This window comes from Actinocrinis sp. (assembly GCF_035938995.1).
Lineage (GTDB): Bacteria > Actinomycetota > Actinomycetes > Streptomycetales > Catenulisporaceae > DASZGI01.
The window spans coordinates 1-25,044 of sequence record NZ_DASZGI010000106.1; the positions used below are offsets into that span (position 1 = coordinate 1).

At 70.4% G+C, this 25,044-nt stretch carries 20 protein-coding genes; 11 read left to right on the forward strand and 9 right to left on the reverse strand.

What is annotated here, in order from left to right:
• Positions 1-229: 229 nt before the first annotated feature.
• The 4 genes from VGZ32_RS06965 to VGZ32_RS06980 all read left to right on the forward strand — a co-directional run bounded on the left by VGZ32_RS06965 (position 230) and on the right by VGZ32_RS06980 (position 3,016).
• Positions 230-646 carry an ATP-binding protein gene (locus tag VGZ32_RS06965; RefSeq protein ID WP_326885024.1) on the forward strand — a complete coding sequence of 139 codons (417 nt, stop codon included), beginning with the start codon at positions 230-232 and terminating at the stop codon, positions 644-646.
• A gap of 84 nt (positions 647-730) precedes the next feature.
• Positions 731-1,534: a hypothetical protein gene (locus tag VGZ32_RS06970; protein WP_326885025.1), complete on the forward strand. Its 804-nt coding sequence runs from the start codon at positions 731-733 to the stop codon at positions 1,532-1,534.
• A gap of 37 nt (positions 1,535-1,571) precedes the next feature.
• A complete protein-coding gene (locus tag VGZ32_RS06975; RefSeq protein WP_326885026.1) occupies positions 1,572-2,159 on the forward strand; it encodes a sigma-70 family RNA polymerase sigma factor in 588 nt (195 codons plus the stop codon).
• Positions 2,156-3,016 carry an anti-sigma factor gene (locus VGZ32_RS06980; RefSeq protein WP_326885027.1) on the forward strand — a complete coding sequence of 287 codons (861 nt, stop codon included), beginning with the start codon at positions 2,156-2,158 and terminating at the stop codon, positions 3,014-3,016. Before VGZ32_RS06975 ends, VGZ32_RS06980 begins: the two co-directional genes overlap by 4 nt.
• 335 nt (positions 3,017-3,351) lie before the next feature.
• On the opposite strand, the gene VGZ32_RS06985 is transcribed toward VGZ32_RS06980, so the two are convergent.
• Positions 3,352-5,346: a hypothetical protein gene (locus VGZ32_RS06985; RefSeq protein WP_326885028.1), complete on the reverse strand. Its 1,995-nt coding sequence runs from the start codon at positions 5,344-5,346 to the stop codon at positions 3,352-3,354.
• 9 nt (positions 5,347-5,355) lie between these two features.
• A complete protein-coding gene (locus tag VGZ32_RS06990; protein ID WP_326885029.1) occupies positions 5,356-6,144 on the reverse strand; it encodes a hypothetical protein in 789 nt (262 codons plus the stop codon).
• Between the two features lie 310 nt (positions 6,145-6,454).
• On the opposite strand from VGZ32_RS06990, the gene VGZ32_RS06995 reads away from it, so the two are divergent.
• On the forward strand, positions 6,455-7,633 hold the full coding sequence (locus VGZ32_RS06995; protein WP_326885030.1) for a hypothetical protein: 1,179 nt from the start codon (positions 6,455-6,457) through the stop codon (positions 7,631-7,633).
• A gap of 94 nt (positions 7,634-7,727) precedes the next feature.
• On the forward strand, positions 7,728-9,422 hold the full coding sequence (locus VGZ32_RS07000) for a serine/threonine-protein kinase (RefSeq protein WP_326885031.1): 1,695 nt from the start codon (positions 7,728-7,730) through the stop codon (positions 9,420-9,422).
• A gap of 34 nt (positions 9,423-9,456) precedes the next feature.
• On the opposite strand, the gene VGZ32_RS07005 is transcribed toward VGZ32_RS07000, so the two are convergent.
• Complete coding sequence (locus VGZ32_RS07005) at positions 9,457-10,935, reverse strand: hypothetical protein (protein ID WP_326885032.1); 1,479 nt, start codon at positions 10,933-10,935, stop codon at positions 9,457-9,459.
• A gap of 109 nt (positions 10,936-11,044) precedes the next feature.
• Positions 11,045-12,427, reverse strand: coding sequence for an NAD(P)/FAD-dependent oxidoreductase (locus VGZ32_RS07010; protein ID WP_326885033.1), 1,383 nt, complete (start codon positions 12,425-12,427; stop codon positions 11,045-11,047).
• A 298-nt stretch (positions 12,428-12,725) separates the two neighbouring features.
• On the opposite strand from VGZ32_RS07010, the gene VGZ32_RS07015 reads away from it, so the two are divergent.
• Positions 12,726-15,230, forward strand: a complete 2,505-nt coding sequence (locus VGZ32_RS07015; protein WP_326885034.1) for an ATP-binding protein — start codon at positions 12,726-12,728, stop codon at positions 15,228-15,230.
• On the opposite strand, the gene VGZ32_RS07020 is transcribed toward VGZ32_RS07015, so the two are convergent.
• Positions 15,227-17,680 carry a SpoIIE family protein phosphatase gene (locus VGZ32_RS07020; protein ID WP_326885035.1) on the reverse strand — a complete coding sequence of 818 codons (2,454 nt, stop codon included), beginning with the start codon at positions 17,678-17,680 and terminating at the stop codon, positions 15,227-15,229. The genes VGZ32_RS07015 and VGZ32_RS07020 overlap by 4 nt on opposite strands.
• A 192-nt stretch (positions 17,681-17,872) precedes the next feature.
• Between VGZ32_RS07020 and VGZ32_RS07025 the strand changes: the two genes are divergently transcribed.
• Complete coding sequence (locus VGZ32_RS07025; RefSeq protein ID WP_326885036.1) at positions 17,873-18,265, forward strand: ATP-binding protein; 393 nt, start codon at positions 17,873-17,875, stop codon at positions 18,263-18,265.
• Here the strand turns inward: VGZ32_RS07025 and VGZ32_RS07030 are convergent.
• From VGZ32_RS07030 to VGZ32_RS07040, 3 genes are all read right to left on the reverse strand, one after another.
• Entirely contained in the window at positions 18,262-19,092 is an 831-nt protein-coding gene (locus VGZ32_RS07030) for a SigB/SigF/SigG family RNA polymerase sigma factor (RefSeq protein ID WP_326885037.1), read from the reverse strand. The two genes, VGZ32_RS07025 and VGZ32_RS07030, sit on opposite strands and share 4 nt — an antisense overlap.
• Positions 19,093-19,214: 122 nt before the next feature.
• The gene (locus VGZ32_RS07035) at positions 19,215-19,712 is read right to left on the reverse strand and encodes a hypothetical protein (RefSeq protein WP_326885038.1); all 498 of its coding nucleotides are present in this window, start codon (positions 19,710-19,712) and stop codon (positions 19,215-19,217) included.
• A 29-nt stretch (positions 19,713-19,741) separates the two neighbouring features.
• Positions 19,742-20,065 (reverse strand): STAS domain-containing protein, encoded by a 324-nt coding sequence (locus VGZ32_RS07040; protein ID WP_326885039.1) that lies wholly within the window; start codon positions 20,063-20,065, stop codon positions 19,742-19,744.
• Positions 20,066-20,343: 278 nt separating this feature from the next.
• Between VGZ32_RS07040 and VGZ32_RS07045 the strand changes: the two genes are divergently transcribed.
• The 3 genes from VGZ32_RS07045 (at position 20,344) to VGZ32_RS07055 (ending at position 24,016) form a co-directional block, all read left to right on the forward strand.
• Positions 20,344-20,736: a WhiB family transcriptional regulator gene (locus VGZ32_RS07045; protein ID WP_326885040.1), complete on the forward strand. Its 393-nt coding sequence runs from the start codon at positions 20,344-20,346 to the stop codon at positions 20,734-20,736.
• A 146-nt stretch (positions 20,737-20,882) separates the two neighbouring features.
• Positions 20,883-21,632 (forward strand): beta-phosphoglucomutase family hydrolase, encoded by a 750-nt coding sequence (locus VGZ32_RS07050; protein WP_349263524.1) that lies wholly within the window; start codon positions 20,883-20,885, stop codon positions 21,630-21,632.
• The gene (locus VGZ32_RS07055) at positions 21,629-24,016 is read left to right on the forward strand and encodes a glycoside hydrolase family 65 protein (protein ID WP_326885042.1); all 2,388 of its coding nucleotides are present in this window, start codon (positions 21,629-21,631) and stop codon (positions 24,014-24,016) included. The genes VGZ32_RS07050 and VGZ32_RS07055 overlap by 4 nt, the downstream gene beginning before the upstream one ends.
• A gap of 319 nt (positions 24,017-24,335) precedes the next feature.
• Here VGZ32_RS07055 and VGZ32_RS07060 read toward each other — a convergent pair whose 3' ends face one another.
• Positions 24,336-24,914 (reverse strand): hypothetical protein, encoded by a 579-nt coding sequence (locus VGZ32_RS07060; RefSeq protein WP_326885043.1) that lies wholly within the window; start codon positions 24,912-24,914, stop codon positions 24,336-24,338.
• Between the last annotated feature and the right edge of the window lie 130 nt (positions 24,915-25,044).

A 25,044-nucleotide genomic window follows, 5' to 3' on the forward strand; every position in this document is an offset into this window, starting at 1 on the left:
TGCACAACCACTTCTGCAAAATCCAGACTGCCTCTTGCCTCCTGTTACCCCCGCACAGCATAGTGAGTGACGTGACGTCAGATCACCCCACCCCACGGCGACCCCACGTCACACCCCCCGAAAGGCCCACCCCGTGACGACGGCGCCCGTGAGCGGAACCGCGACGGCCGAAGTGCTCGCGCCGCTCGGGCGGACCGAGGGTGTCCACGAACATCTGCACAATGAACATTTGCACAGTGATTCCTTCGCGCTGCCCGCCCACGGCAGCAGCGTCGCGCAGGCCCGTCACCGGGTCGGCAAGATCCTGGCCGGCTGGGACGTCCCCGAGGCGTTGCGCGACGACGTGGCGCTGATCCTCAGCGAACTGTTCACCAATGCTTTGATCCACACTGACAGCACGCAGATCGTCTGCCGCTGCCTGGCCGCCCCGCACGCCGTGTACCTGTCGGTCACCGATCAGGGCGGCGGGCCCACCGGGCCGCGGATCCGCCGCCCCGACCCCGCCGAGTGCGACGACGAACACGGCCGCGGTCTGCTGCTGGTCAGCGCGGTCGCCCACACCTGGGGCGTGGCCACCGATCCGGGCCACGGCCGCACGGTCTGGGCGGTGCTGAGCCAGGACGGGAATTCCTACCCGGCCGGCTGAACCGGTACGCGGAACCGTACGTGCATTCGCCTCAAGGAACGCCTTCGACTCGCGGAGGACGGAGAGGGGCGACGGCGCACACCCATGACGAGCATGCCCGATCTGAACATCACCGGGTCGCCGATCTACGAGGATCTGGTGGCCATGAGCGGTGACCCCTATCAACCTCCCGCGTACCAGCTACCTGACGTATACGGCGGCGGATACGTGGAGGCGACGCCCGCGTCGACCGGATCATTCCCCATGCCGGCCGCGGGCCAGACCGCGTTCGCCATGCAGGCCGCACCGGAGGCGCTGGTCCAGTGGCTCGGGCAGTTCCTCGGTACCGGGAACTGGTTCGCGGTACTGATCTTCGGCGGCGGTGCGGCCGATCAATTCCAGCGGGGAATGGCGCCGGCGCATTACCAGGAACCGGGCTATTCCGGTTACGATGCGGCATCCCAGTACTCCCCCGAGCAGATTTACCAGGCATACCAGTGGTACGCGGCGCAGCAGCAGGCCCAGGCCGCGCTGGAGGCCCGTACTCCGGCGGCCCTGCCGCCCGCGCCCGAGGCCTATCCGGCCCCGACGCAGTACATCCAGCCGCAGCAGCAACCGCCGGCAGCGCTGCCCGCGCCGGCGATGCCGTTCGGCCAAATGCCACCGCAGATGCAGCCCGTGCCGCAGATGCAGCAAATGCAACAGATGCCGGTCGCGGCGGCGTACGGCGTCGACGCGACCACGCAGTTCAACGGACTCACCGACGACTGGGCCGATTGGCTCGGCCGGGCGTCCCAGACCGTCAATCCCGAGATGCAGGAGGTCGGACCACCGGGCTACGAAGAGGAGCGACGCGGCGGAATCGGCGGCAGGTTCGGCGCGGCCTTGCGAGAGCTCCGTGGCAGATAGCACATTACAGCGGCACTACCCACCCGGAGTTGATCTGTTGAACCGGTCTTTCGGCAGAACCCTGCCGACGAAGGCGGATCAGGCTCGGAAACCGGAGCGCACCAGCGAGGAACGGCTGCGCGCTCTCTATGCGGAGCACGCGGGCCCCTTGCTGGGCTACGCATTGCGGCTCCTGCACGGTGACCGGCCTGCCGCCGAGGACGTGGTCCAGGAAACACTGCTGCGCGCCTGGACGCATCCCGAGGCGATGGACCCCTCCCGCGGCTCGCCGCGCAACTGGCTGTTCACCGTGGCCCGGAATCTGGTCATCGACGCGATCCGGGCGCGCCGCACGCGTCCGGCGGAGGTCGGCGAGGCCCGGCTCGGCGAGGACTGGGCACAGTCGCTCGCGGACACCGGCGCCGACCCCTACGAGCGCAGCCTGGACGCCTGGGAGCTGGCCGAGGTCGTCTCGGTTCTGTCGCCCGAGCACCGGGCAGTACTCGTGGAGACGTATTACCACGGCGCGTCTGTGGCCCAAGCCGCCGAGAAGCTCGGCATACCGCCGGGTACCGTCAAGTCACGGACTTACTATGCTTTGCGGGCCTTGCGGCTCGCCTGCGAGGAACGGGGGGTGACGCCGTGAACCGACACTCATCCGGCCCTGGCGCCGGCGGCGGACTGCCGCCCGGTCCGCCGGGCACCGACGCGGGCCTGTGCTCTCCTGAGCAGCGGGTCGCGCTGGGCTCCTACGCCCTCGGGGCGCTGGACCCGGTGGAGGCGGACCAGGTTCGACGGCACCTGCTCGAATGCCCGGCGTGCCGGGCCGAGTACCGGGAGCTGGCCGCGGTGCCGGCGCTGCTCGCGCGGATCACCGAGACCGAGATGGCCTCGGGGCCGGTGCCCCCGGGCGACGAGTTGCTGAGCCGGCTGCTGGATCGGGCCGCGTCTCGCGAGAGCCCCGTGCCGGCCGCCGTGGAGAGCACCGGGTCGTTCGACGTCGTGGGCGCGGGCAGCCGTCTGCCAACCACGCACGGACGCCGTCGCGCCGCGGTACACCAGTCGTCCCGCACTCTCGTCGGGGCGCGCTCCGGCGGCGGGCTGCGGAAGCTGGGGCTCGTCTTCACCGGAGCCGGGCTCGCCGCAGCGGCGGTCATCGGCGTCTACGCGGCGGAGTCGGGCTCGGCGTCGACGCCGGGAAGCAAGACCATCAACGCGGCGAACAGGGCGATGGGCATCACCGGGTCGATCTCCTACAAGCCGACCGAGTGGGGCAGCTGGGTGCAGGTCACCATGCACAACGTGCCGCCCGGCGACGACTGCTCGCTGGTCGCCGTGGATTCCAAGGGCGACCGCGCGGTGGCCAGCTCGTGGTGGGCCCCGTCGAGCGGGACCGCGACCATCCCGGGCGGGGTGGCCATGGACACCAGCGACATCGTCAAGTTCCAGGTCGTCACCTCCACCGGGACGACGCTGTTGGACATCCCCGTGGCAAAGAGTTAGGCGAAGACAGGAAAGCGCCCAGAAGAAGCGGTGAGGGCGGGTAATCCGGCTTAGTTAGCCGGATTACCCGCCCTCACCGCATTGCGCTGTGGGTACGGCCTATGCCGCTCTACGGGTGATTCTTCTTCTTGAGGGTTACGGCGAATCGCTGCGGTCGTTGGAGCCTGGCACCGCGAGCCCTGAGAAGCCGCTACCGATGAGCGCTCTTTGGGTTAACCGTTCTCCGGGCTAGCCGGGACCGCCCGGCCGCCGCGGAACAGCACAGAGCCACGCGGAACGGCGATGTGCACCGCTCCGCGTGGCTGCGCTGAATCAGCTGGTCCAGAAGGCTCGGACTACCAGTGAACCTTCTTCGGTTGACGGGTCGTGGTGGCCGACGGCGTCGGGGTGGGCGTCGCGGTCGCCGCAGTGCCGTTCGCGCCGGTTGCATTCGCCACGCCGAGGTTCGGCGGGTTTTGGCCGAGCGGCACCATCACGGCGTTGGTGACGACGTTGCCGGTCATCGCCAACGCGATCGGGTTCGGCTTGTTGATCAGGTTCATGCAGCCGAGGTTGGTGAAGGACTGATTGGCCCGCATACCCAGGAAGGTGAACAGGTTCGAAGCCATCGCGGCGTCCACCGAGGGCGCGTTCATGAAGATGGCCTTGTCGTTGAACACCCGCGTGATTCCCGTCGGCGTGCCGAACAGGTTGTTGCAGTAGGTCGCGCCGCTGCCGTTGTCGCCGCCCTGACCGATGGGCAACTGGTTGACGCCGACCCGGTACAGGTTCGTCTTGGCGGCGTCCTGGTTCGCGTTGTTCAGCGTCATCGGGTCGTTGAGCGGCACGAGCGCGATCGGGGCCTGCTGGTTGGCGGCGGCCGACAGCTCGTCGAGCGGCAGTGCGCCCGAGGGCTGGTTGTCGCTGGACTGGTCCGGCACGGTGAACGGGGTGCAGCCGAGAGCGGGGTCGACGAACTTGTTCAGCAGCAGGTTGTCGCTGCCGTTGGCCAAGTCGGTCGCGTTCGGGAGCGCGGCCATGTTGGCGGCGTTCATCTGCGCGATCTGCCCGTTGGCGTTGGCGAGGTAGTGGGTGACCACGTTGTCACTCTGGTCCTGGTCCACCAGGCTGAAGTCACGGGTGGTCGGGCAGGGCATCCCGTCCTTCGCCGTGCCGACCGGCGGCACGGTGAGCATGCCGCCCTGGATCGCGGCGTTGGCCGACTGGAAGAACGCTGGGGCGTTGCAGTAGGCGAACTGGCCGAAGATCGAGGCGCCCATCCCGTTCACGCAGTTGCCCTGGTTCAGGGCGTTCGTGCCGTTGGCCGACTGGAGCGTCAGGTTCGTGCCGTTGAAGCCGAACCAGATTCCGACCGTCGACCCGGCCGGCACGTTCGCGGGCACCGTCGGCGCCGCGGGCTGCGTGCCCTGGTCGATCACCAGCGGATCGTAGAGCGTTATCTGGCCGTTGTTCACGACCGCGGCCTCCACGAACGCCGACTGGTTCGCGTTGGCCTCGTGGCACGCGCCCATCGCCGCGTTGGTCGCGGTCAGCTGATACGGGGTCGCGAGGCCCTGTGCGGACAGCGGGTTGGCCGGCACGATCAGGGTGCAGTTCGGGTTGGGGGTCGCGGCTGCGACTGCGGCCGGTGTGGTGGTCGTGTTGGCAGCCGCGGTCTTGGTCGGACAGGCCGCCGCGCTCGTGGTGGTACCGGCCGCGGCGGCGCTCGACGTCGCCGCGCCCATGCCGCCGTTGTTGGCAGCGCTGTTCGTGGCGGTGGCGCCGTTGTTCGTGGTGCCGTTGTTGCCGTTCGCGGCGGCGCTCGTGGTGACCGCCGCGCCGCCGTTGTTGTTCGCTGCGGCCGACGGGCTCTGCGAGTGTCGGTAGTGGTCCTGGACCGTCGTCAAGTGCTCTGCGTAGCCGCTCGAGTAGCCGTCGCCATAGCCGTTCGCAGCGTTGTTGGCGCCACCGGTGTTGTTGTTGGCGGCGCCACCGTTGTTCGCAGCGCCGCCGTTGTTGTTGTTCGCGGCACCACCGTTGTTGGCAGTGCCATTGTTCGCGGCGCCGGTGCCGTTCGTGCCCGCCGCAGCGCTCGTGTTCGCCGCGCCCATCGCGGAACTACTGACACACGCAGCTACCGCCGGCATCTGCTGTTGATGATGATGGAACGGCGACGCCATCGCGATCCCGACCCCCGCGATGACCACGACCGGCATGGCGGCGAGGACCACGCCGAGCTTCCGGGTACGCCACCCGCGCAGTTCCTTGCGCGCGCGGGCCGACTCAGCCCTCGTGGGCCTGCGCAGCGGCTGCGGTTGCCGCCGGTCCCTGTGATGACTGGATGCGGACACTCGTGCTCCTTAAATGTGCGTACCGGGGGTATTGCGGCGACGGCGGAGCAACAGGAAGCCCACCACGCCGGTGATCACGATCGCCGCGGCGGCAGCCGCCGCGATAGGGGTGGTCATGTTCGACTGACCGGACCCCGCCAAGCCCACGCGGATGATGCCGGTGCTGGTCACCGGCGGATCCGCGGCGTTCACCGACGACCCGGCAGCCGCCCCCGCTCCCGCGGTTGCCGACATGCCGGCGGACGCCGACGAAGCGGGCTTGGTGGGCTTCATCCCGCCGCCCATGGCCCCTGCTCCCGCATTCCCGAGCGACGCGGGCGACGAGGGGTAGTACTTGTGCGACATCCCGGAGGACGGGGCGGTACTGGTCCACGACGAGCCGCCCGGCGTGGTCGCGGCCGGGGTCGAGGGCATCGTGCCACCACTACCGCCGGCGACGGTGATCACCACCATGGGGCTGCCGGGTCCGCACTTCGCGGCAACCTCGTATTGGCCGGAGCTGACGCCGTTGGCGATCGTGGCGCTGCCGGTGAAGTTCACCGAGCCCTGGCTCACCGACGCCTGGCCGCCGTCGAACGCGGCGGAGAAGACACCGGTCATCGGGCTGCCGTTGTTCGGGCAGGTGCCCAGGATGCTGACGGTCTGCCCGGGCGAAACGGTGCCCGGGTTCACGATCAGCTGGCCGTACCCGGAACTGGCTGCGGCGGGCGCGGCCGACGCGAGCGCGCAGACGGACGCCGCGGCGAACATCACCGCGGCGCCCGTCAGGCCACGTGGGCGGGCTACTGGTCGGCGCACGAACAATCACGCCCTTTCAGTTCTCTCCGGCGCCGGAGCCCTGATGGCTCAGCGCGCGTGACCGCTAGCACGGTGAACCCCGCCGGATCGGTTCAACCGGTCCGCGAATCGGTGCGCTGCCTGGACTCTCACGCCCTGTTACGCGCTTGAGACAGAACTGGACGCTCCGATTTGAACCTTTCGCGGACGGCTCCCGTGAATGCGCCTTGACCGTCCAGGACGCGGAAGCCGGATATCCGGAAGATCGAGTCTCAAGGAGCGTTTCAGCGAGATGATGCAGAGAACGAAGGTTCGTCTCGGGATCGGAGCGATGACCGCCGTTGTACTGGTCGGCGGCGCGCTGACGACGGCCTACGCCTCGCCTTGGTCCCACAAGGGCGACAGCAGTAGCGGCTACCAATCCGCGGGCTACTACCAGAGCAACCAGTCGTGGATGCAGCAGAACGTCGTCACCGGAACCACGACCACCACGTCGCTGTCGTCGACTGTCCCGTCAAACGGGGACGTGAATCCATACGGCGTCGCCACGGTGCCGATGAACATGGGCTACCTGTACAAGGGCGACGTGCTGGTCAGCAACTACAACAACAAGGCGAACACGCTGGGCACGGGCTCGACGATCGTCGAGATCAACCCGACCACCCACAAGACCCGGCTGTTCTCCTGGCTGACCAACTCCCGCATGCCCAGCGCCTGCCCGGGCGGTATCGGCCTGACCGACGGCCTCGTCGTGCTGAGGAACGGCTGGGTGATCGTCGCCAGCCTGCCCGCCTCCGACGGCACCTACGCCACAGCCAAGTCCGGCTGCCTGATCGTGCTCAACAGCTGGGGCAAGGCAGTGTCCGTCATCACCGGGCACGGCATCAACGGCCCTTGGGCGATGACCGCGGTCGACCACGGCAGCAGCGTGCAGATCTTCGTGGCCAACATCCTCAACGGGTGGAGCAGCTCGAGCGTCGGGCAGCAGGTCAACAAGGGCACGGTGGTCCGCCTCGACCTGTGGACCAGCCAGCGCTACTGGAACCTGGTCGGGGTCCACACCGTCGCCTCCGGGCTGCCCGAGATGTGGAGCAAGGACAACTTCGTCCAAGGCGTGACCGGCCTCGCCGTCTGGGGCAGCAACCTGTTCATCTCGGACAGCCTGTCCAACCGGATCGCGGTCGTCCACTGGGCCACCACCCGCTGGTCGAGCGGCGGCCTCGGCTTCACCCTCGCCGAAGGCGGCCTGCTGCAACAGCCGCTGGGCATCGTGATCCTGCCACGCAGCGCGGTCATCCTGATCGTCAACGGCAACAACGGCAACCTGATCGCGGTCAGTCAGACCGGCCGCGTGGTCCTGGTCAAGGCGCTCGACACGACCGCCATGGCCGGCTCGATGCCGGGCGCGGGCACCCTGTTCGACCTCGCGGCCAGCTCCAACGGCCAGTGGGCCTACTACGTCGACGACAGCAGCAACACGCTTGGAGCGGTGGGTCCGCTGCGCGGCTGAGGCCACGCCGGACCGCTCCACCACCTGTCCCGCGCCGGACCGCACCCCGGCGCGGGACGCACTCTGAATCCAGGTTGATCCAGGGGGATCGCACGTGACCAGCACCGAGCACTTCTCCCAGCCCCAGCAGATCGACGAGGGCGCGCTGATCGCGGGCCGCTACCGGCTCTCGCGCTGGCTCGGCCTCGGCGCGATGGGCGAGGTCTGGGCCGCGCGGGACGAGCGGCTCGGCCGGGACGTGGCGGTCAAGCTCGTCTCCGGCGGACCGCAGTCCAGCGCGGAGAGCGCGGACCGGTTCACCCGGGAGGCCATCGCGGTCGCCCGAATCAACCACCCCAACGTCGTCGGCGTCTACGATCAGGGTGAGCACCAGCGCCACCACTTCGTGGTGATGGAGCTGATCACCGGGTGCAATCTGGACGAGCTGCGCGGCGGCCGGCCGATGCCGGTCGGCGCCGCGCTCACCGTCGCGGTGCAGATCGCCCGCGCGCTCGAAGGCGCGCACGAGGCCGGAGTGGTGCACCGGGACATCAAGCCGGCGAACATCATGGTCACCCACGACGGGGTGGTGAAGGTCCTCGACTTCGGCATCGCCGGCTTCCTGCAGTCCGGGGACTCGGTGACCGGGGCCGGGGAGAGCCTGGGCACCCCGGCGTACACGGCGCCGGAGCGGATCGCCGGGGCGCGCGCGGACGTGCGCTCCGACCTGTACTCGCTCGGCTGCGTGCTCTACACGATGCTCACCGGGCTGCCACCGTTCCCCGGCGAGGACACCCTGACGATTCTGAACCGGCAGGTGTACGACGACCCGACGCCGGTGCGCCAGTGGCGTCCGGAGATCCCGCCGGAGATCGACCAGCTGGTGATGTGGCTGCTGTCGAAGGACCCGACGGCGCGGCCGGCCTCGGCCGCGGTGGTGGCCGGGCGGCTGGAGTCGCTGGCCACCGCGTATCCGACGCCGAACGAGGGGCCCGAACCGACCATCGGCGACCTGCTGGTCAACGCGCCCGAGCAGGGGCGCAATCCGCGCCTGGCGGCGCGGGAGCACGCCGTCGCGCAGATGGCGGCGGCAGGCGAGGGAACGCAGGACATCGAGGACAAGCCGCGCCGCCGCCGCATGCCCATGGTGTTCCTCATTCTGAGCATCATCGCGGGCCTGGTGGTGGGCATCGTGCTCAGCCGTCAGCCCGCGACCACTTCGGGCGCGGTGGGCGCGATGCCGAGCGCCGACGCCATCCACGGCGGCGCGCCCGCCGCGTCGAGTCCGCCGGCCGCAGGTGCGCCGGGGACGGGCATGGGCGCGGCCGCGGGCAACAGCTCGTCTGGGGCCGGCGGCGGGATGCAGCAGCACCAGTCCCCCGCTACTCAGATGCCCGGCATGGCCGGCGGAGGCGGCATGGCCGGCGGACAGAGCGCGGCACCGCAGGGCACGCTGTCGAAAGTGACGCCGATGGCTCCGGTCTCGCCGTATCTGCGGTACACCGCGGCGGTGCCCGGCTCCGGCTGCGTGACGCTCGCTCCGGGCCAGTACGAGTGCATGATCGGGCGGGACGGCGGAGCGCCGGTCTACCAGGCCGGCACGCTGAACCAGATCGGCACGGTGAACCAGGGCGACCAGCCGTTCTACTGCCAGTCCTCAGGAGGCGAATACAGCCACGGCGGCTTCTCCAACCACTGGTGGGGCTGGACCGAGGACGACCAGGGCACGTTTGGCTGGGTCTCCGCGGTCGACATCGCGGGTGGCAGCGACAACCAGCCCCAGCCGGGGTTGCCGTACTGCGGCGGCTGAGCGGCGCTGATCATCGAGCGCTTAGCCGTGACTGCTAACTGATCTCGTAGATGTGCACGGTGTTCTCGTCGGCGAAGGTGTCGGTGAAGACGCCCTTCACGGCACCGATCGTGCGGTTCTCATTGAGAACGCTGATGGTGCCGCCAGGCGCACCGGCCAGGGTGAAAGTCACAGTCTGCGATCCGGACGCGTGCGGGATCGCGAAGATGTAGAAGTGCCCGTCGTAATACTTTGCCATCACGCTCATAGAGCCCTTCGCCGTGACGTATCCGTCGGCGAAGGGCGCGTTGATGACCGGGGCGAGGGCCGCGATCTGCGCGTTGGTCGTCTTGATGGCGTCGTACATCGCTCCGGCCGGGTAGCGGCCGCCGCCGGTGTAGGAGGCGTCTGCGATGACCTTGTACTGGTCGAAGTACTGCACTCCGCGCGCTCCGGCGATGATCGCGTTCCACACTTCCGCGGATGTCTGGGCGGGCCGGGGATAGGCCGATCCGCCGTCCATGTGATCGATCTCGGTGAACGCCATGACCGGTCGGCTGTCCTGGCAGTCTTTGCGGGCCTCTTGGATCTGGTCGTACATGTCCCACACGTGTCCGCCGCGCAGCACGAGCGGGTAGACGTCGAAGCTGAAGATGTCCGCACCGGCGCAGATGGCTTGTTTCTGCGGGAGCGAATAGAGGTAGTTCCTGCTGCCGTCGATGAAGGTCACAGTGGTCTGGATGTAGGTCGGACGGCTCGGGTCGGCAGCGCGCGACGCCGCTTCGGCGGCCTCGAAGGCGGATGCCGAGAGGCCGCCCCAATCGCCCGTCTGCCGGTGCGCGGTGATGGTCGGCGGCACGCAGTCGAACCAGTTGTTCGCGTTGCCGTCCAGCTCGTCGCCGAACACGTCGAAGGCGGCGCGTGATCCCCACGCCTTGCCACCGGCCGCCTGGTAGAAGTCGCCGCCGGCGTAGAAGCCGGCCTGCGCGTCGACGCCGGTCATGTCGTTGCCGTTCGGGTTGCTCCACACCGGGCACCAGGTTCCGGCCGCCTCGTCGCGCATCGGCGTGAAGAAGTTCAGTCCCTCCGCGGCGAGGTCGGCCGGACTGGCTTCCGACGGATAGACGCCGATCGGCACGAAGCCGGGGTTCGCCGGGAAACCGTTGGGCCACTTGGCGAAATAGTCCGCGCCTCCGTCGATCTGCCGGAGGACGACACCCGCGGGGACGGGGAGGGTGTCGGCGTTGTGGCTGTTCGCGGAGGAGGTCGCGCTCGCGGACGCCGATTGGGTGGTCTGCTGCCCGAGCGAGGGATTGGTATTCGGCGTCGCTTCGGCCGAGGCACTGGCCGCCGTGCGCGCAGCCTGCCCGGACGCGGAGTGCCGGGCATGCCAGGCCGCGCCCGCGGCGGTTCCCGCGACGACGACGAAGCCGACGGTCGCAATGGCGATGCGGACGTGTGCCTTTTGGACTCGATGAGTTGCCCTGTGCCCCATGTTCTTCCACGTGTGCGACGACGGCCACTGATCTTCCATGGGTGCGGCGTGGCCGCCACGCTACCAGCGCGCATGAGGCGACACAGGCGATGTGGCTACTGAGTCCGGTGAGGTTTCGTCCGCGTTCTGATACCCCGGCGGGGCGGTCTCAGAGTCCTGCCCCTTCGGAGTCCCGTTGGGCCTGTGCGGCCTCCTGGATGGCGATCCGGGCGAAGACCTGCTGGGCGGTCACCGCGCGCTCGGACCGGCCGCGGCCGACGAAGCTGACCGACCAGTGCATCACCGTGGTCAGCCGGTTCTTGAAGCCGACGAGGTACATCAGGTGGACGATCAGCCACAGCACCCAGGCGGCGAACCCGGAGAAGCGCAGCCGCCCGACGCTGGCCACCGCCGAGAGCCGGGACACCGTCGCCATGCTGCCCTTGTCGAAGTAGTGGAAGGGCGCCGCCGCGGGCTTGCCGTCGAGGCGCAGCCCGATCTGCTTGGCCGCGTACCGGCCGCCCTGGATCGCCACCTGCGCCACGCCGGGCATGTTGTCCAGCGCCATCAGGTCGCCGACCACGAAGATCTCCGGGTGCCCGGGCAGCGTGCAGTCCGGCAGCACCTTGACCCGCCCGGCCCGGTCCACCTCGGCGCCCACCTTGCCGGCCAGCTGCGCGCCCAGCGGCGAGGCGGCGACCCCGGCGGCCCAGATCTTCGTCTGGGCCTCGATGCGCTCGTGGTGCCCGTCCTTCTCCTTGATGGTGATGCCGGTCGCGTCCACGTCGTCGACGAAGGCGTCCAGCCGCACCTCGACGCCGAGCATCTCCAGGCGTCGCTTCGCCTTCTCGGACAGATGGTCGCCGAACGTGGACAGCACCTGCGGCAGGCCGTCGACGAGCACGATGCGCGCGGTGCGGGTGTTGATGTTGCGAAACTCCTTGGGCAGCGCCCGGTGCGCGAGCTCCGCGATCTGCCCGGCCATCTCCACCCCGGTCGGACCGGCTCCGACCACCACGAACGTCAGCCGCCGCTGCTGAGCCTCCCGATCGGTCTCCAGCTCGGCCAGCTCGAAAGCGCCGAAGATCCGGCCGCGCAGCTCCAACGCGTCGTCGATGCTCTTGAGGCCGGGGGCGAAGTCGGCGAAGCGGTCGTTGCCGAAGTACGACTGGGTCGCGCCGGTCGCCACGATCAGGCTGTCGTAGCCGATCTTGTACGGGGCGGAGCGCCCGGGGGCCCGGGCGGTGAGCACCCGCGTGTCCGGGTCGACCTCGGTGACCTCCCCGAGCAGTACCCGCGCGTTCGCCTGGTGCTCCAGGATCTCCCGGGTCGCCGGGGCGATCTCGCCCGAGGACAGGATCCCGGTGGCGACCTGGTAGAGCAGCGGCTGGAAGAGGTGGTGCGGGGTCGCAGCGACCACCGTGACCTCCACGTCGCGGCGCCGCTTCAGAGCCTTGGCGGCGAACAGGCCGCCGAAGCCGGAGCCGACGATCACCACGCGGTGGCGGGCTCCCTCTGCTCGGGTGGCGCTGGTCTGGCTGGTTTCGTCCATGGTCGGCCTCCGGGCGACGTGGGGACGGCGGCGGCTCGGCACAGATCGACGTTGATCCGCGCGGGGCTCTCTACCCCGCAGTGACTGTGCCCACACTAGCTATAGCCGCGACGGTGTACATCTGGGCGCATGGTCGGACCGTTGCTAAATCTGTTCGGTACCGCGGCGGCTTCATCGCGCACGTGGCTGGATATAGTGCGGAAAGGGACGCCATCGCGCCATCAACACAGGGTGTGCCGCCCAGGGAGTCAGGGTCCTCAAGGACGCCTTCCCGGTGCCGGAGAGCCGAGGAGGGCAGTTGACTAACGCGCCGGATCCGCGCCTGATCCGCTTGCTCAGCGCAATGCGGGCGGTGAGCGGGGGCGATCTGCGCAGCCGGGTCGTGGCCTCGGGCGACGACGAGATCGCCGAGATCTGCGCCCTGTTCAACGAGACCACCCGCGCCCACGAGGAGCGCACCTGGCTCGGCCGCCACCTGGCCCGGATCTCCGGCCTGCTGCAGGGCCACGGCAACGTGGTCGCGATGGCGCAGTTGGTGATGAACGAGCTGACTCCGCTGGTCGGGGCGCAGCAGGGGGCGTTCTTCCTGGCCGAGACAGCGGACGGGCCGGTGCTCGCCGGGGAGCCGGTCGCGGACGCCGACGTCAGGCTCCGGATGATCGCCGGCTACGCGTGCCCGTACCCGCCCGGCGGCGAACCGCTCTACGCGCTCGGCCAGTCGCTGGTCGGCCAAGTCGCCGCAGCGCGCCAGAGCATAGAGGTGGACGGCGCCCCGGACGACTATATGAGGGTCTCCTCCGGCACCGGCGACAGCGGCAAGGTCGGCGTGATCGTGCTGCCGGTGCAGTACGAGGGCCAGATCCTGGGGGTGATCGAGCTGGCCGCGGTGGGCGGCTTCACCCCGGTGCGCGTGGAGCTGCTGGAGCAGCTGAAGGAGCCCATCGGCGTCGCGGTCAATGCCATCACCACCAGCGCCCGCACCGACGAGCTGCTGCGCGAATCCCAGCGGCTGACCGCCGAGCTGCGGGCGCGGCAGGAGGAGTTGCAGGCATCGAACAGCGAGCTGGCGGAAAAGGCCGAGTTGCTGGAGCGGCAGAACGCGGACATCGAGCTGAAGACGGCGCAGATCGAGCAGGCCCGCGCGGCCCTGCAGGAGCGCGCCCAGCAGCTGGCGCTGGCCTCGCGGGTCAAGTCCGAGTTCACGGCGAACATGTCGCACGAGCTGCGCACGCCCCTGGGCAGCCTGCTGATCCTCGCCGAGCTGCTGGCGCAGAACGCGGAGGGCAACCTGTCGGCGCGCCAGGTGGACTTCGCCCGCACCATCTACTCGGCCGGTTCCGACCTGCTCCAGCTGATCAACGACATACTCGACCTGTCCCGGGTCGAGGCCGGCCGCATGGAGGTGCGCGCCGAGCGGCTGCCCCTGGCCGAGCTGGTGGACTATCTGGAGGACACGTTCCGGCCGCTGGCCGCCGAGAAGGGCCTGGAACTGACCGTCTCCCTCGCGGCCGGCGCCCCCGAGGCGCTCGTCACCGACGGGCAGCGGATCCAGCAGATCCTGCGCAACCTGCTGTCGAACGCGGTGAAGTTCACCGACCACGGCCGGGTGTCGCTGGCCGTCGGCCCCGACCCGGACGCGCCCGGCATCGTGCAGTTCGCGGTCACGGACACCGGCGTCGGCATCCCACAGGACAAGCTGCGGGTCATCTTCGAGGCCTTCCAGCAGGCGGACGGCACCGCCGGCCGGCAGTTCAGCGGCACCGGCCTCGGCCTGTCGATCAGCCGGGAGCTGACCCAGCTGCTCGGCGGGGACCTGCGGGTGCGCAGCACGATGGGCCGGGGTAGCACGTTCACCCTGCGGCTGCCGGTCGAACCGGCGGCGGAGCGAGCGGAGGCCGCGCCGGACTCGAAGGGCGCGGCGCGGTCCCGCCTGGCCTCTCCAGCCACCATAGTGATCCTCGTCGTCGAGCCCGGGGGGAGCGGCGCACTGCTCCAAGCCGCCGAGGCCACGGTCGAAGGGCTGGCCGGGGTGAAGGAACCGGTCGAGGTCGTCGCAGCACCCGGCGCCGACGCGATCGCCTCGGCGCTGGCCGGCCGCAACGCGGTCGCCGTGCTGCTGGACCAGGCCACCGCGGAGGCCGAAGCCGAGGCCGTGGCGGACCAGCTGGCCGAAGCGGGGTCTGATCTGCTGCTCCTGGTGGTCGGGGCGGCGCCGGACGGCGGCGCGGCCGAGCGGCTGGCGGCGGCAGGCGGCGGGCGGCACCGGATCGAGCCGGTCAGCTCGGTCCCGCAGGTCGCCGAGCGGCTGACCCTGCACCTGCTGACCACCCTGCCCCGGACCGACGGCTTGCTGAACGAGCGCGAGCCGGGCCGGGCGGCGACACGCTTCCGCGGCGAGAAGGTGCTGCTCGTCGATGACGACATGCGCACCGTGTTCGCGCTGACCAGCGCGCTCGAGTTGCACGGGCTGACGATCATTCACGCGGAGAACGGCCTGCGCGCGCTGGACGTGCTCAAGCAGCAGCCCGACGTGGCCCTGGTGCTGATGGACCTGATGATGCCCGGCATGGACGGCTACGCGACCACGCGGAAGATCCGCGCCACGGCCGAGTTCGCCGACCTGCCGATCATCGTGGTGACCGCGAAGGCGATGCGTGAGGATCGGGACAAGAGCCTGGCGGCCGGAGCGAACGAGTACGTGACCAAGCCGGTGGACGTGGCGGCGCTGCTCGGGCTGATCAGGCGCACGATCCGGGAACCGGCCGGGGCGGACTCCCCGTACGCCGGGGATGCGCGCGGCTAACTGAACCGCACCGCCAGCAGGCACGCGTCGTCGTCGGTGTCGGACGCGGCGTGCGCCATCAGCCGGTCCACATACGCGTCGAGGTCGTCGTCGACATGCGCGGCGTCCGCCAGCAGCCTGCTGGTGTCCTCGTCGGGAGTGTGCTTGCGCCGCTCGATCAGGCCGTCGGTGTAGAGCAGCACGACGTCGCCCGGTTCCAGGATCACGGTCTCCTGTCCGAACTCGCTGTCCGGGTCCAGCCCGAGCATCGGGCCGCCGGGGCGCGGCATAGTCCGCGCCATTCCGGACCGCACCAGCACCGGGCTCGGGTGTCCCGCGTTCGCCACGCAGAACCGGCGGTCCGCCGGATCGTAGAGGGCGGCGACCGCGCTGGCGATGGTGAATCCGGCCAGCTCGCAGGTGACCCCGTTGAGCCAGGTCAACAGCCGGTCGCTGTCCTCGCCGGTCACCGCGAGGCCGTGCAGCGCGTGGAAGAGTCTGGCCATCGCGGTGGCCGCGCCGAAGCCGTGCCCGGCGATGTCGCCGACGGTCAGCAGCAGCCGGGAGCCGGACACCGGGAAGATGCCGTACCAGTCGCCGCCGACGCCCACGCCCGCGCTGGCCGGACGGTAGCGGGCGGCCACCTCGACGCCCGCGGCCAGCTCCATGCGCATCGGCTCGACCGGCATGATCACCTGTTGCAGCAGGTTGGCCAGCTGGCGCTCGGATTCGGCCCGGCTGCGCTGCGCGGCGAGCTGGATGTGCGCGATCTCCAGGGCGGTCTCGGCGCGGCGCCGCTCGGTGACGTCCTGGACGGTGCCGAACACCGAGACCACCGCTCCGCCCTCGCCGAGGATCGGCTCGCCGGCGAAGCGCACATGCCGCGCCGCGCCGTCCGGGAGGATCACCCGGAACTCCGCCTGCCCCGGGCGGCCCTCCAGGGTGAGGTCGCGCACCAGCCGGTCGCGCTCGGGCAGGTCGTCGGGGTGGACGGCGTACGGCGGCCGGTCCACCGGAACCGGGCCCGGTGCGATGCGCGCGCCGAGCGCCAGCAGCGCCTCGGCGGACCAGTGCACGACCCGGCCCTGCACGTCCCACTCCCAGGAACCGGCGCCGGTCATCCGCTGCAGCCGGGCCGCCCGGAGCGGGTCCGCGTCTCCCTCGTCCGTCGGGCGCAGGCTGACCAGCAGGCTCGACTCGTCGAGGCGGGTGGCGCTGAGCGAGATCGTACGAAGGCGCCGCTCAGTTTCGGCGGAGTCGGTGTAGGTGTGCTCGGGGTCGCGGAAGGGCACTCCGGTGCGCAGCACCTCGCGGAACGCCTCGTAAGCACCGGAGGTCGAGACCCACGGCAGCGTCTCGGCGAGCCGGCGGCCGATCGGGTTGAACGTGACCGTCGCCGGCGCCAGGTCCTCGGTCGACTCGCGGGTGTCGGCCGCGATCAGCTCGAGGGCGGCCCGGTTCACCGCGACGATACCCAGGCCGGTGGAGCGGCCGCCCGCGTTCGGGATCCGGGCGAGCAACAGCATCGGCTCCCACGCCAGGTCCATGATCACTCGGAGCCGGTCGAGGTCGGCCGGGCGGCTCCAGTCGTCGGAGAAGCCCTCGGCCTCCGCGGGAAGCCGGCGGGCGCGTACCACGGCCTGCGCCGCGGTCCCGGCCACCGCCGCTATCTCGCGGCGCACCTCGGCGCTGAACGAGGTGGTGGGCGGCCAGCCGATCTCGACCACGCCGATCAGTCGGCGGCCCAGCCACAGCGGTACCGCGGCATGCAGCCGCCCGACCGGGGCACCGCCCGGGCCGGCCTCGCCGAGCAGCGCAGCCTGCTTGCCGCGCACCGCCTCCGCCCACACCACCGAGCGCTGGCGCACCGCCACGTTCAGCAGGCAGTCCATTCGCGGTGGGATCCGGCGCCACTGGCTGGCCACCCCGGCGGGCACGCCGTCCGTGCCGACCAGTTCGAGCGCGCCGTCCGGCAGGAGCAGCGCGATGCCCGCGAGGTTCGCCCCGGACCAGGCGAGGGTGTCGGCCAGCAGCAGCCGGGCGACCTCGTCGGCGTCCGCGGCGCGCTCGATCCGGGGCACCTGCACCGCTGGGTTCGATATTGCTGTGTTCGATACCGCTGTGTTCGATGCCCCTATGTTCGATACCGCTGTGTTCGGCACCGCCTCGGCCATCGGCAGCCGGGTGCGTCCGAGCGGCTCGCCGCCGCGCCCGGTGATCTCCGCGGCGACCTCGAGCAGGTCCCGGCCGGAGCGGCGCTCGATCTCGAGCAGTTGGTCGAAGGCTTCCTGCGGCGAGCAGTCGAGCCGCGCGATCAGGGCGCCGATGGCCTGGTCTACTACCCCGTGTTCGAGGAAGCGAGCGCGCAGCCGTGCCTCAGCGCGTCGCTGTATCTCGATGACGCGGCTGAGGTCGTCGACCTCTGCCGCGCGGGACGGCGCGGGTTCCCCGCTCGCCGCCGTTTTGGCCATCTTCGGGCTACCTCTAGCTGTGATCGCCTTTTCACGTCAGGTCGCATTATTCACGACGGGCCGGGCAGAGAGCAGAGGCACCGCGCGGTCGGGACCGGTCCGCGGCCCCCGGCCGTGCGGGTACCAACGCCCCACCTGTACGCCGCCTATCGCGCGGCGGCGGGGGCCCCGGTCGACACAGGGGAGAGCGAGGTGCCAGAACCGCCTCTGACCAGGAGCGTCCATCTCGCTGCCGAGGTGACCGCGCCCCGGAGCGCGCGCGACTTCCTCGCAGCGGCGTGCTCGGCCTGGCACACCGAGTGGCTGTCGGCTACGGCAGGGCTCGCCCTCAGTGAGTTGGTCAGCAACGCGGTGTTGCACGCGGGCACGGATCTCGACGTGGAACTACGACTCGGCGACGGCTGGCTCAGGCTCTCGGTGCACGATGGGAGCCCAGTGCTGCCGCTGCCGCGGCAGCACGAGCCCGGGGCGTTCGGCGGCCACGGCCTGGACTTCGTCTCCCGGCTCGCGGACAGTTGGGGCGTCGCGCCGGGACCGGACGGCGGCAAGACCGTCTGGTGCGCGCTGCGCGCCGACAAACGTTAGCCGAAGCCTGCTCGCAGCTCGTCCAGGATCCGCGAGAGCAGCCGGGAGACCTGCATCTGGGAGACCCCCAGCTGATTGCCGATCTCGGACTGCGTCATCCCGCGGAAGAACCGCATCAGCAGGATCCGCTTGTCCCGCTCGCCGAGCCGGGCCAGCAGGGGTTTGAGCACCTCGCGGTTCACCACCGCGTCGAAGCGGGGGTCGTCGTCGCCGAGGAAGTCGGTGAGGGTCGCGCTCGCCGACTCCATGCGCACCGGGCGGTCCAGCGACGCGGTGGTATAGGCCTCGGTCGCGTCCAGCGCCTCGGTGATCTCCTCGGGGTCCGCCTTGAGCCGCTCGGCGAGTTCGGCCACGGTCGGCGAGCGGCCGAGGTCGTGGGTCAGCTGCTCGGTGGCCTTGCGCAGGGCGCTGCTGAGCTCCTGCATCCGGCGCGGCACGTGCACGTCCCACGTGGCGTCGCGGAAGTACCGCTTGATCTCGCCCAGGATCATCGGCGTGGCGTAGCCGAGGAACCCGGTGCCGTGGTCGGGGTCGAAGTTGTCCGTGGCCTTGACCAGGCCGAGATAGGCGACCTGGACGAAGTCCTCGACGACCTCGCCGCGTCCGCCGTAGCGCACCGCGATGTGCCGGGCGTAGGGCATGTGGTCGCGGATGATCGCCTCGCGGATCCGCTCGCGCTCGGGATCGTCGGGCGGCAGCTTCTTCATCTCGTGGAACAGCCGCATCGTCTCGGCGCGCCGTTCGGCGTGCGGCGAGACGGAGTTGCTCGGCGAGCCGCTGTCCTCGGCAGGCTCAGGGTTCTTGGCCGGTGCGTCCCTGGGCGGCATGTCCTTGGAGTGCGCTGTGCTCTCAGACGGAGTGCTCTTAGACGGAGTGCTCTCAGACGGAGTGCTCTCAGACGGCGTGCTCTTCGAAGAGACTGCGTTCTCCTTCCGGGAGTCGTGCTGCATCAGACCTCCCGCCCGGCCAGCAGCTTCACCAGCCTGACGGTGCCGAGACCGTTCTCGGTCCGCCAGGTCAACTCGTCCACGAGCGCGCCGAGCATGATCCAGCCGATGTCGTCCTCGTCAGGGCCGAGCGTCGGGCCGACCGGTGCGGACACCGTCACGACCAGCGTGCCGGCCGCGCCGTCGTCGCCGGGAAGCTCCTCGAACCGGCAGTCCAGCGCCTCGCCGAGGCCGCCGAAGTCCGGGGAGAGCAGGAACACCCCGCACGCCTCGTCCACCGCGAGCCGCAGGTCGGTCAGCTCCTCGACGGTCAGGCCCAGCCGCACGCCGATGTGCGCGGCGACCGACCGGACCAGCACCACCTGGTCTCGATCCGCCGGGATGGTCAGCGCCACCGTGCTCAGCGCCGGACCGTTCGGGCCGCGCTCGGGCGCCACCGGTTCGCCGTCCGGCTTCGCGCGCTCCGGATCAGCCGACTCCGGCTGGATCTCCTGGTACATCGCGACTTCTCCTCCCTCGTCGCCCACTGTCAACCAGCCAGGGCCGACTGCACATCGTCGCGGGTGTCCAGAAAGCCCGCGGTCCCGGCCAGTTCCAGCACGCGTTGCACCGGCGGCTGCGGCGCGACCAGGCGGAAAACAGCCTTCGAGGCCGAAGCCCGCTTCGCCGCCTGAAGCAGCACCCGCAATCCGCTGGAGTCCAGGAACGTCATCTCGGTGCCGTCCAGCACGACGACGGCCTCTGGGACGATCAACGGTTCGAGTTCCATCCACAGGCGCTCGGCGGCGGCCAAATCCAGCTCGCCGCGCACGCTCACCACAAAGCGTCCGGTGCCGGACTCGCCGGCGCTCACGGAAAAGCGGTCCATCCGCTGCGTCCCCTCGTCCGGTCTATCAGCATTGGGTTTGATCTGTCCTCCCGATTGCACCCTAACGCCGGGTGACACGTCGGCGGCAGGTCCCGGGTCGCGGCGCCGTTTTCAGGCACCGTCCAACCCGTGGTCCGAGCGACCGCATAACCGTTCCGCCACATTCCAAACGGTGACCTGCGCACTGAAGTTTGACCTGGTCGCAATCGGAGAGTGGGGTGCCTCCCCCACAAGCGCCGACACAATTCGAGGAGGCGGCCCGCATGTCCCCGTCCGGGTCCGAAGTTCTGGCCACGCTCGCCCCCGTGCCGCGCGCCGCCCGGCCCCGCAGCGCTCCCGACGTGTATACGAGGCTGGACGTCGCCTGGCAGGAACGCGGTGCGTGCCGCCAGGTGGATTCGTCGCTGTTCTTCGCTCCCGAGGGAGAGGGGCGGGCCCAGCGCCGCTTCCGCGAATCGGCGGCGAAGGCGGTATGCGCGTACTGTCCGGTGCGCGTCGCCTGCCGGTCCTTCGCGCTGGCCACCGGCGAACCCTACGGAATCTGGGGCGGCACCACGGAGACCGAGCGCCTGCGCCGCGCCGCCGGGCGCCGCCACAAGGCCGCCGAATCCGACGGGCCGCCGCGGGAGAAGCGCAGTACGGCCGAAGCCGCTTAGTCTGGAAAGGCCGCTTCACAACGAGTTGCCGCACCCTGTCGGGGTGGGAAGGAGCACGCGAGGTGTCCGCGACCGAAGAAGGCCTCCCGGGGGAACCGCGCCCGCACGACGACCACCATCTCAGCGACCTCGGCCTCCCCAAGCAGATCACGGCCTGCCTGTTCGATCTGGACGGCGTGCTCACCCAGACGGCGAAGATCCACGCCGCGGCGTGGAAGCAGACCTTCGACGCGTTCCTCGCCGCGTACGGCAAGCAGGTCGGCAAGACCTTCGAGCCGTTCGACGAAGTGCACGACTACGAGCTGTACGTGGACGGCAAACCGCGTACCGACGGCGTGCGCTCCTTCCTGACCGCGCGGGGAGTGGAACTGCCCGAGGGGACGCCCGACGACCCGACGACGGCGCAGACCGTGCAGGGCGTCGGCAATGCCAAGAACAAGGCGTTCAACGAGGTGCTCGCGAAGCAGGGTCTCGAACCCTTCGAGGGCTCGGTCAGCTACGTGCACGCCGTGCAGGCGGCCGGGCTGCGCCGCGCCGTGGTCACATCGAGCGCGAACTGCGCCGCGGTGCTGCGCGCGGCCGGGATGGACGGCCTGTTCGACACCACCATCGACGGCAATGACCTGACTCGGCTGCACCTGCTGGGCAAGCCCGCGCCGGACACCTACCTCGCCGCCGCCCGCGCGCTCGAAGTCGGGCCCGGGGAAGCCGCCGTGTTCGAAGACGCCCTCGCCGGGGTGGAAGCCGGCCGGGCCGGGAAATTCGGCTGGGTAGTCGGCGTGGACCGGCTCGGGCAGGCGGCGGCGCTGCGCGCGAACGGCGCCGACATCGTGGTCGACGACCTGGCTGATCTGCTGCCTGAGGGCCAGCGGCCGGAGTCGGGGAGCGCGCGGTGATCGATCACTCAGCCTTCGGGGTCGACCCCTGGTGCCTGTACGAGCAGCACCTCGACCTGAGCCTTATGCCGCACAGCGAGTCCCTGTTCGCACTGTCCAACGGCCACGTCGGCTGGCGCGGGAACCTCGACGAGGGCGAGCCGCACGGCCTGCCCGGCACCTACCTCAACGGGGTCTACGAGGTGCGGCCCCTCCCCTACGCCGAGGCCGCGTACGGGCTCCCGGAGTCGGGCCAGAGCGTCATCAACGTCACCAACGGCAAGCTCATGCGGCTCCTGGTGGAAGACGAGCCGTTCGACGTGCGCTACGGGAAGCTGCACAAGCACGAGCGCTGCCTCGACATGCGCGACGGAGTGCTGCGCCGCGCCGTGGAGTGGGAGTCGCCGGCCGGACGCCGGGTGAAGGTCCGCTCGACCCGGATGGTCTCGCTCACCCAGCGCGCCATCGCGGCCGTGCTCTACGAGGTCGAGGCGGTGGGCGAGGCGGCCCGGGTCGTGGTGCAGTCGGAGCTGGTCGCCAATGAGGAGCTCCCGGCCGCCAGTGATGATCCGCGCGCGGCCGGGGTGCTGGCCGAGCCGCTGGTGGGCGTCTCGCACGGGCAAATGGGCAGCCGTGTCGGGCTGGTGCACACCGTGCGCAAGAGCGGCCTGCGGGTGGCCGCGGTGGCGGACCACATCGTGGAGGGCCCGGAGAATCTGCTGACCCAGACCGAGAGCCGGGAGGATCTGGGCCGGTTCACCGCGGCGGTGCTGCTGCAACCCGGTGAGGTGCTGCGGGTGGTGAAGTTCGTGGCCTACGGTTGGTCGGCCGAGCGGTCACTGCCCGCTCTGCGCGCCCAGGTCGAGGCGGCGCTCGCGGCGGCGCTGCAGACCAGCTGGGAGGGCCTGCTCGCGGACCAGCGCAGCTGCCTCGACGACTACTGGTCGCACGCTGACGTCGAGATCGACGGCGATCCGGACATCCAGCAGGCGGTGCGCTTCGGGCTGTTTCACATCCACCAGGCGTCAGCGCGCGGCGAGCAGCGGTCGATCCCGGCCAAGGGGCTGACCGGCAACGGCTACGACGGCCACGCGTTCTGGGACACCGAGACGTTCGTGCTCCAGGTGCTGACCTACACCGCGCCCGCCGCGGCTGCCGACGCGCTGCGCTGGCGACAGCGCACCCTGCCCCTGGCCCGCGACCGCGCCAAGCAGCTGCGCCTGCAGGGTGCGGCCTTTCCGTGGAGGACCATCGCCGGCGAGGAGTGCTCGGGCTACTGGCCGGCCGGGACCGCCGCGTTCCACATCAACGCCGACATCGCCGACGCGGTGATCCGCTACTACCTGGCCACCGGCGACCACGCCTTCGACCGGGAGGCCGGGCTCGAGTTGCTGGTCGAGACCGCGCGGCTGTGGTGCTCGCTCGGGCACTTCGACGGCGCGGGGCGCTTCCGCATCGAGGGCGTCACCGGGCCCGACGAGTACAGCGCGATCGCGGACAACAACGTCTACACGAACCTGATGGCGCAGAGGAATCTGGCCGCCGCGGCGGACGTGGCCGCGCGCCATCCCGAGCTGGCCGCCGGGCTGGGCGTCGATCCGGGGGAGACCGACCACTGGCGGGCGGCGGCGAAGGGGATGTACATCCCCTACGACGAGGCGATCGGCGTGCATCCGCAGGCCGACGACTTCACCAAGCACGCGGTGTGGGACTTCGAGGCCACCAGCGCGGACGAGTATCCGCTGCTGCTGAACTTCCCCTACTTCGACCTCTACCGCAAGCAGGTCATCAAGCAGGCGGATCTGGTGCTGGCGCTGCATCTGCGCGGTGACGCCTTCGACGAGGAGGAGAAAGCGCGCAACTTCTCCTACTACGAGCGGCTGACCGTGCGCGACTCGTCGCTGTCGGCGTGCAGCCAGTCGGTGATGGCGGCCGAACTGGGTCACTTGCAGCTGGCCTACGACTACCTCGGCGAGGCCGCGCTGATGGATCTGGAGAATCTGGAGCACAACACGGCCGACGGGCTCCATCTCGCGTCCTTGGCGGGCAGTTGGATCGCCTTGGTGGCCGGGTTCGGCGGGATGCGCCACCACGACGATCGCGGCGTGTCGTTCGCGCCGCGGCTGCCGCCGGGCTGGAAGCGGCTGGCCTTCCGGATCCTGGTGCGGGGGGCGGTGGTGCGGGTCGAGACGGACCCCGAGTCCGCCCACTACACCCTGGAGAGCGGCGAGGATCTGGAGATCCGGCACTACGGCACGGCGATCACGCTGAGCGCCGGGCAGACGGTGAGCCGGGAGATCCCAGAGCCGCCGGAGCGCCCGACGCCGATCCAGCCGCGCGGCCGGGCACCGCAGCCGCGTGGCGTGCACGCGATGCGAGACCACACGGTGCACAGCGCGAGCTGAGTGCCGTCCGTTCAAGCCAGTGTCCTAAACGAGCGGCGTCCGAAACGAGCGGCCGAGCTTGGGCGCCGCACGCCGGGAGCCCCAGCTGCGTCCCAGCGTGCGAGGTGAAAACGACCGGTCGTCTTAAACCCGCGTAGGACACCACCCGGCGCCTCGTGCCTCGCGCAGGACCCGAACCGACGCCTCGTGCGGTGTCCACCAGCGTTCGCCGGGTTGGCGACTTCGGTGGAGCACGGCTCTCGCAGTTCCGACGCCCGGTTAAGGTTGGTGGACACCGCACCAGCCATCCCGGCGGTGTTCAGCTGGCCGACCGGTCAGCTCACAGTGCGTTTCCGGCGCCGCCGATACGCCATGAGCCGGGAGCGCCCTTCGCCCTGCGCAGGCGCTTGCGGCCGGCGCGCGGATCCGCTGGTTCGTCGGGTACGGGCGGCGCGGGCTGTGGAGCGGGCGTCGGCTGCGCGACCTCGGCGGGGAGAGTGCCGTTGGCCGCTTCCCAGGCCGACCGGATCCTGACCCGGTGCGCGCCGGCCATCAGCAGCCGCTCCTCGGCCGCGCGGGACATCAGCTCCTGCTCCTCGCTGATGATCTCCAGCAGCGCGTCTGCCGCTTCCAGGCTCTGCCGCGCCTGTTCCTCGGCCACCTCGAGCTGCCGCTGCGCCTCGTACAGCCCGCGCCCGTCGCCGATCTCCTGCCGGGCCCGCACCAGCGTCCGCGCGGCCTCGCAGGCGGCGCGGGCCGTGGCCACGCCGACCTTGGTCATGTGGCCGACGTGGGCGAGCTCAGTCGCCCAGGCGGCGCAGACCTCCGCCTCGGCCTCCGCCACCACCCGGTCGCGCGCTGCGCTGAGCAGAACTCTCCGGTACTCGTCGACGGCGTCGCCGCCGCTGAATCCAGTCACGTCACGCCCTCACCGCTCATCCTCGTCACTCGCAACCCGACGGACGCCGTCCCGTCGCCTCTGGTAACCACTCCCGACGCCGCCAAACTGTTCACTGCTGCCAGGAGCCGAGCGAATCGACCCGTATGAC

Bases quoted from the DNA above. Each gene is read 5' to 3' on its own strand.
- VGZ32_RS07035 (WP_326885038.1), bottom strand. From the start codon at position 19,712: ATGTACCAGGAGATCCAGCCGGAGTCGGCTGATCCGGAGCGCGCGAAG.
- VGZ32_RS07045 (WP_326885040.1), top strand. From the start codon at position 20,344: ATGTCCCCGTCCGGGTCCGAAGTTCTGGCCACGCTCGCCCCCGTGCCG.
- VGZ32_RS07030 (WP_326885037.1), bottom strand. From the start codon at position 19,092: ATGCCGCCCAGGGACGCACCGGCCAAGAACCCTGAGCCTGCCGAGGAC.
- VGZ32_RS06970 (WP_326885025.1), top strand. From the start codon at position 731: ATGACGAGCATGCCCGATCTGAACATCACCGGGTCGCCGATCTACGAG.
- VGZ32_RS07020 (WP_326885035.1), bottom strand. From the start codon at position 17,680: ATGGCCAAAACGGCGGCGAGCGGGGAACCCGCGCCGTCCCGCGCGGCA.
- VGZ32_RS06995 (WP_326885030.1), top strand. From the start codon at position 6,455: ATGACCGCCGTTGTACTGGTCGGCGGCGCGCTGACGACGGCCTACGCC.
- VGZ32_RS07010 (WP_326885033.1), bottom strand. From the start codon at position 12,427: ATGGACGAAACCAGCCAGACCAGCGCCACCCGAGCAGAGGGAGCCCGC.
- VGZ32_RS07005 (WP_326885032.1), bottom strand. From the start codon at position 10,935: ATGGAAGATCAGTGGCCGTCGTCGCACACGTGGAAGAACATGGGGCAC.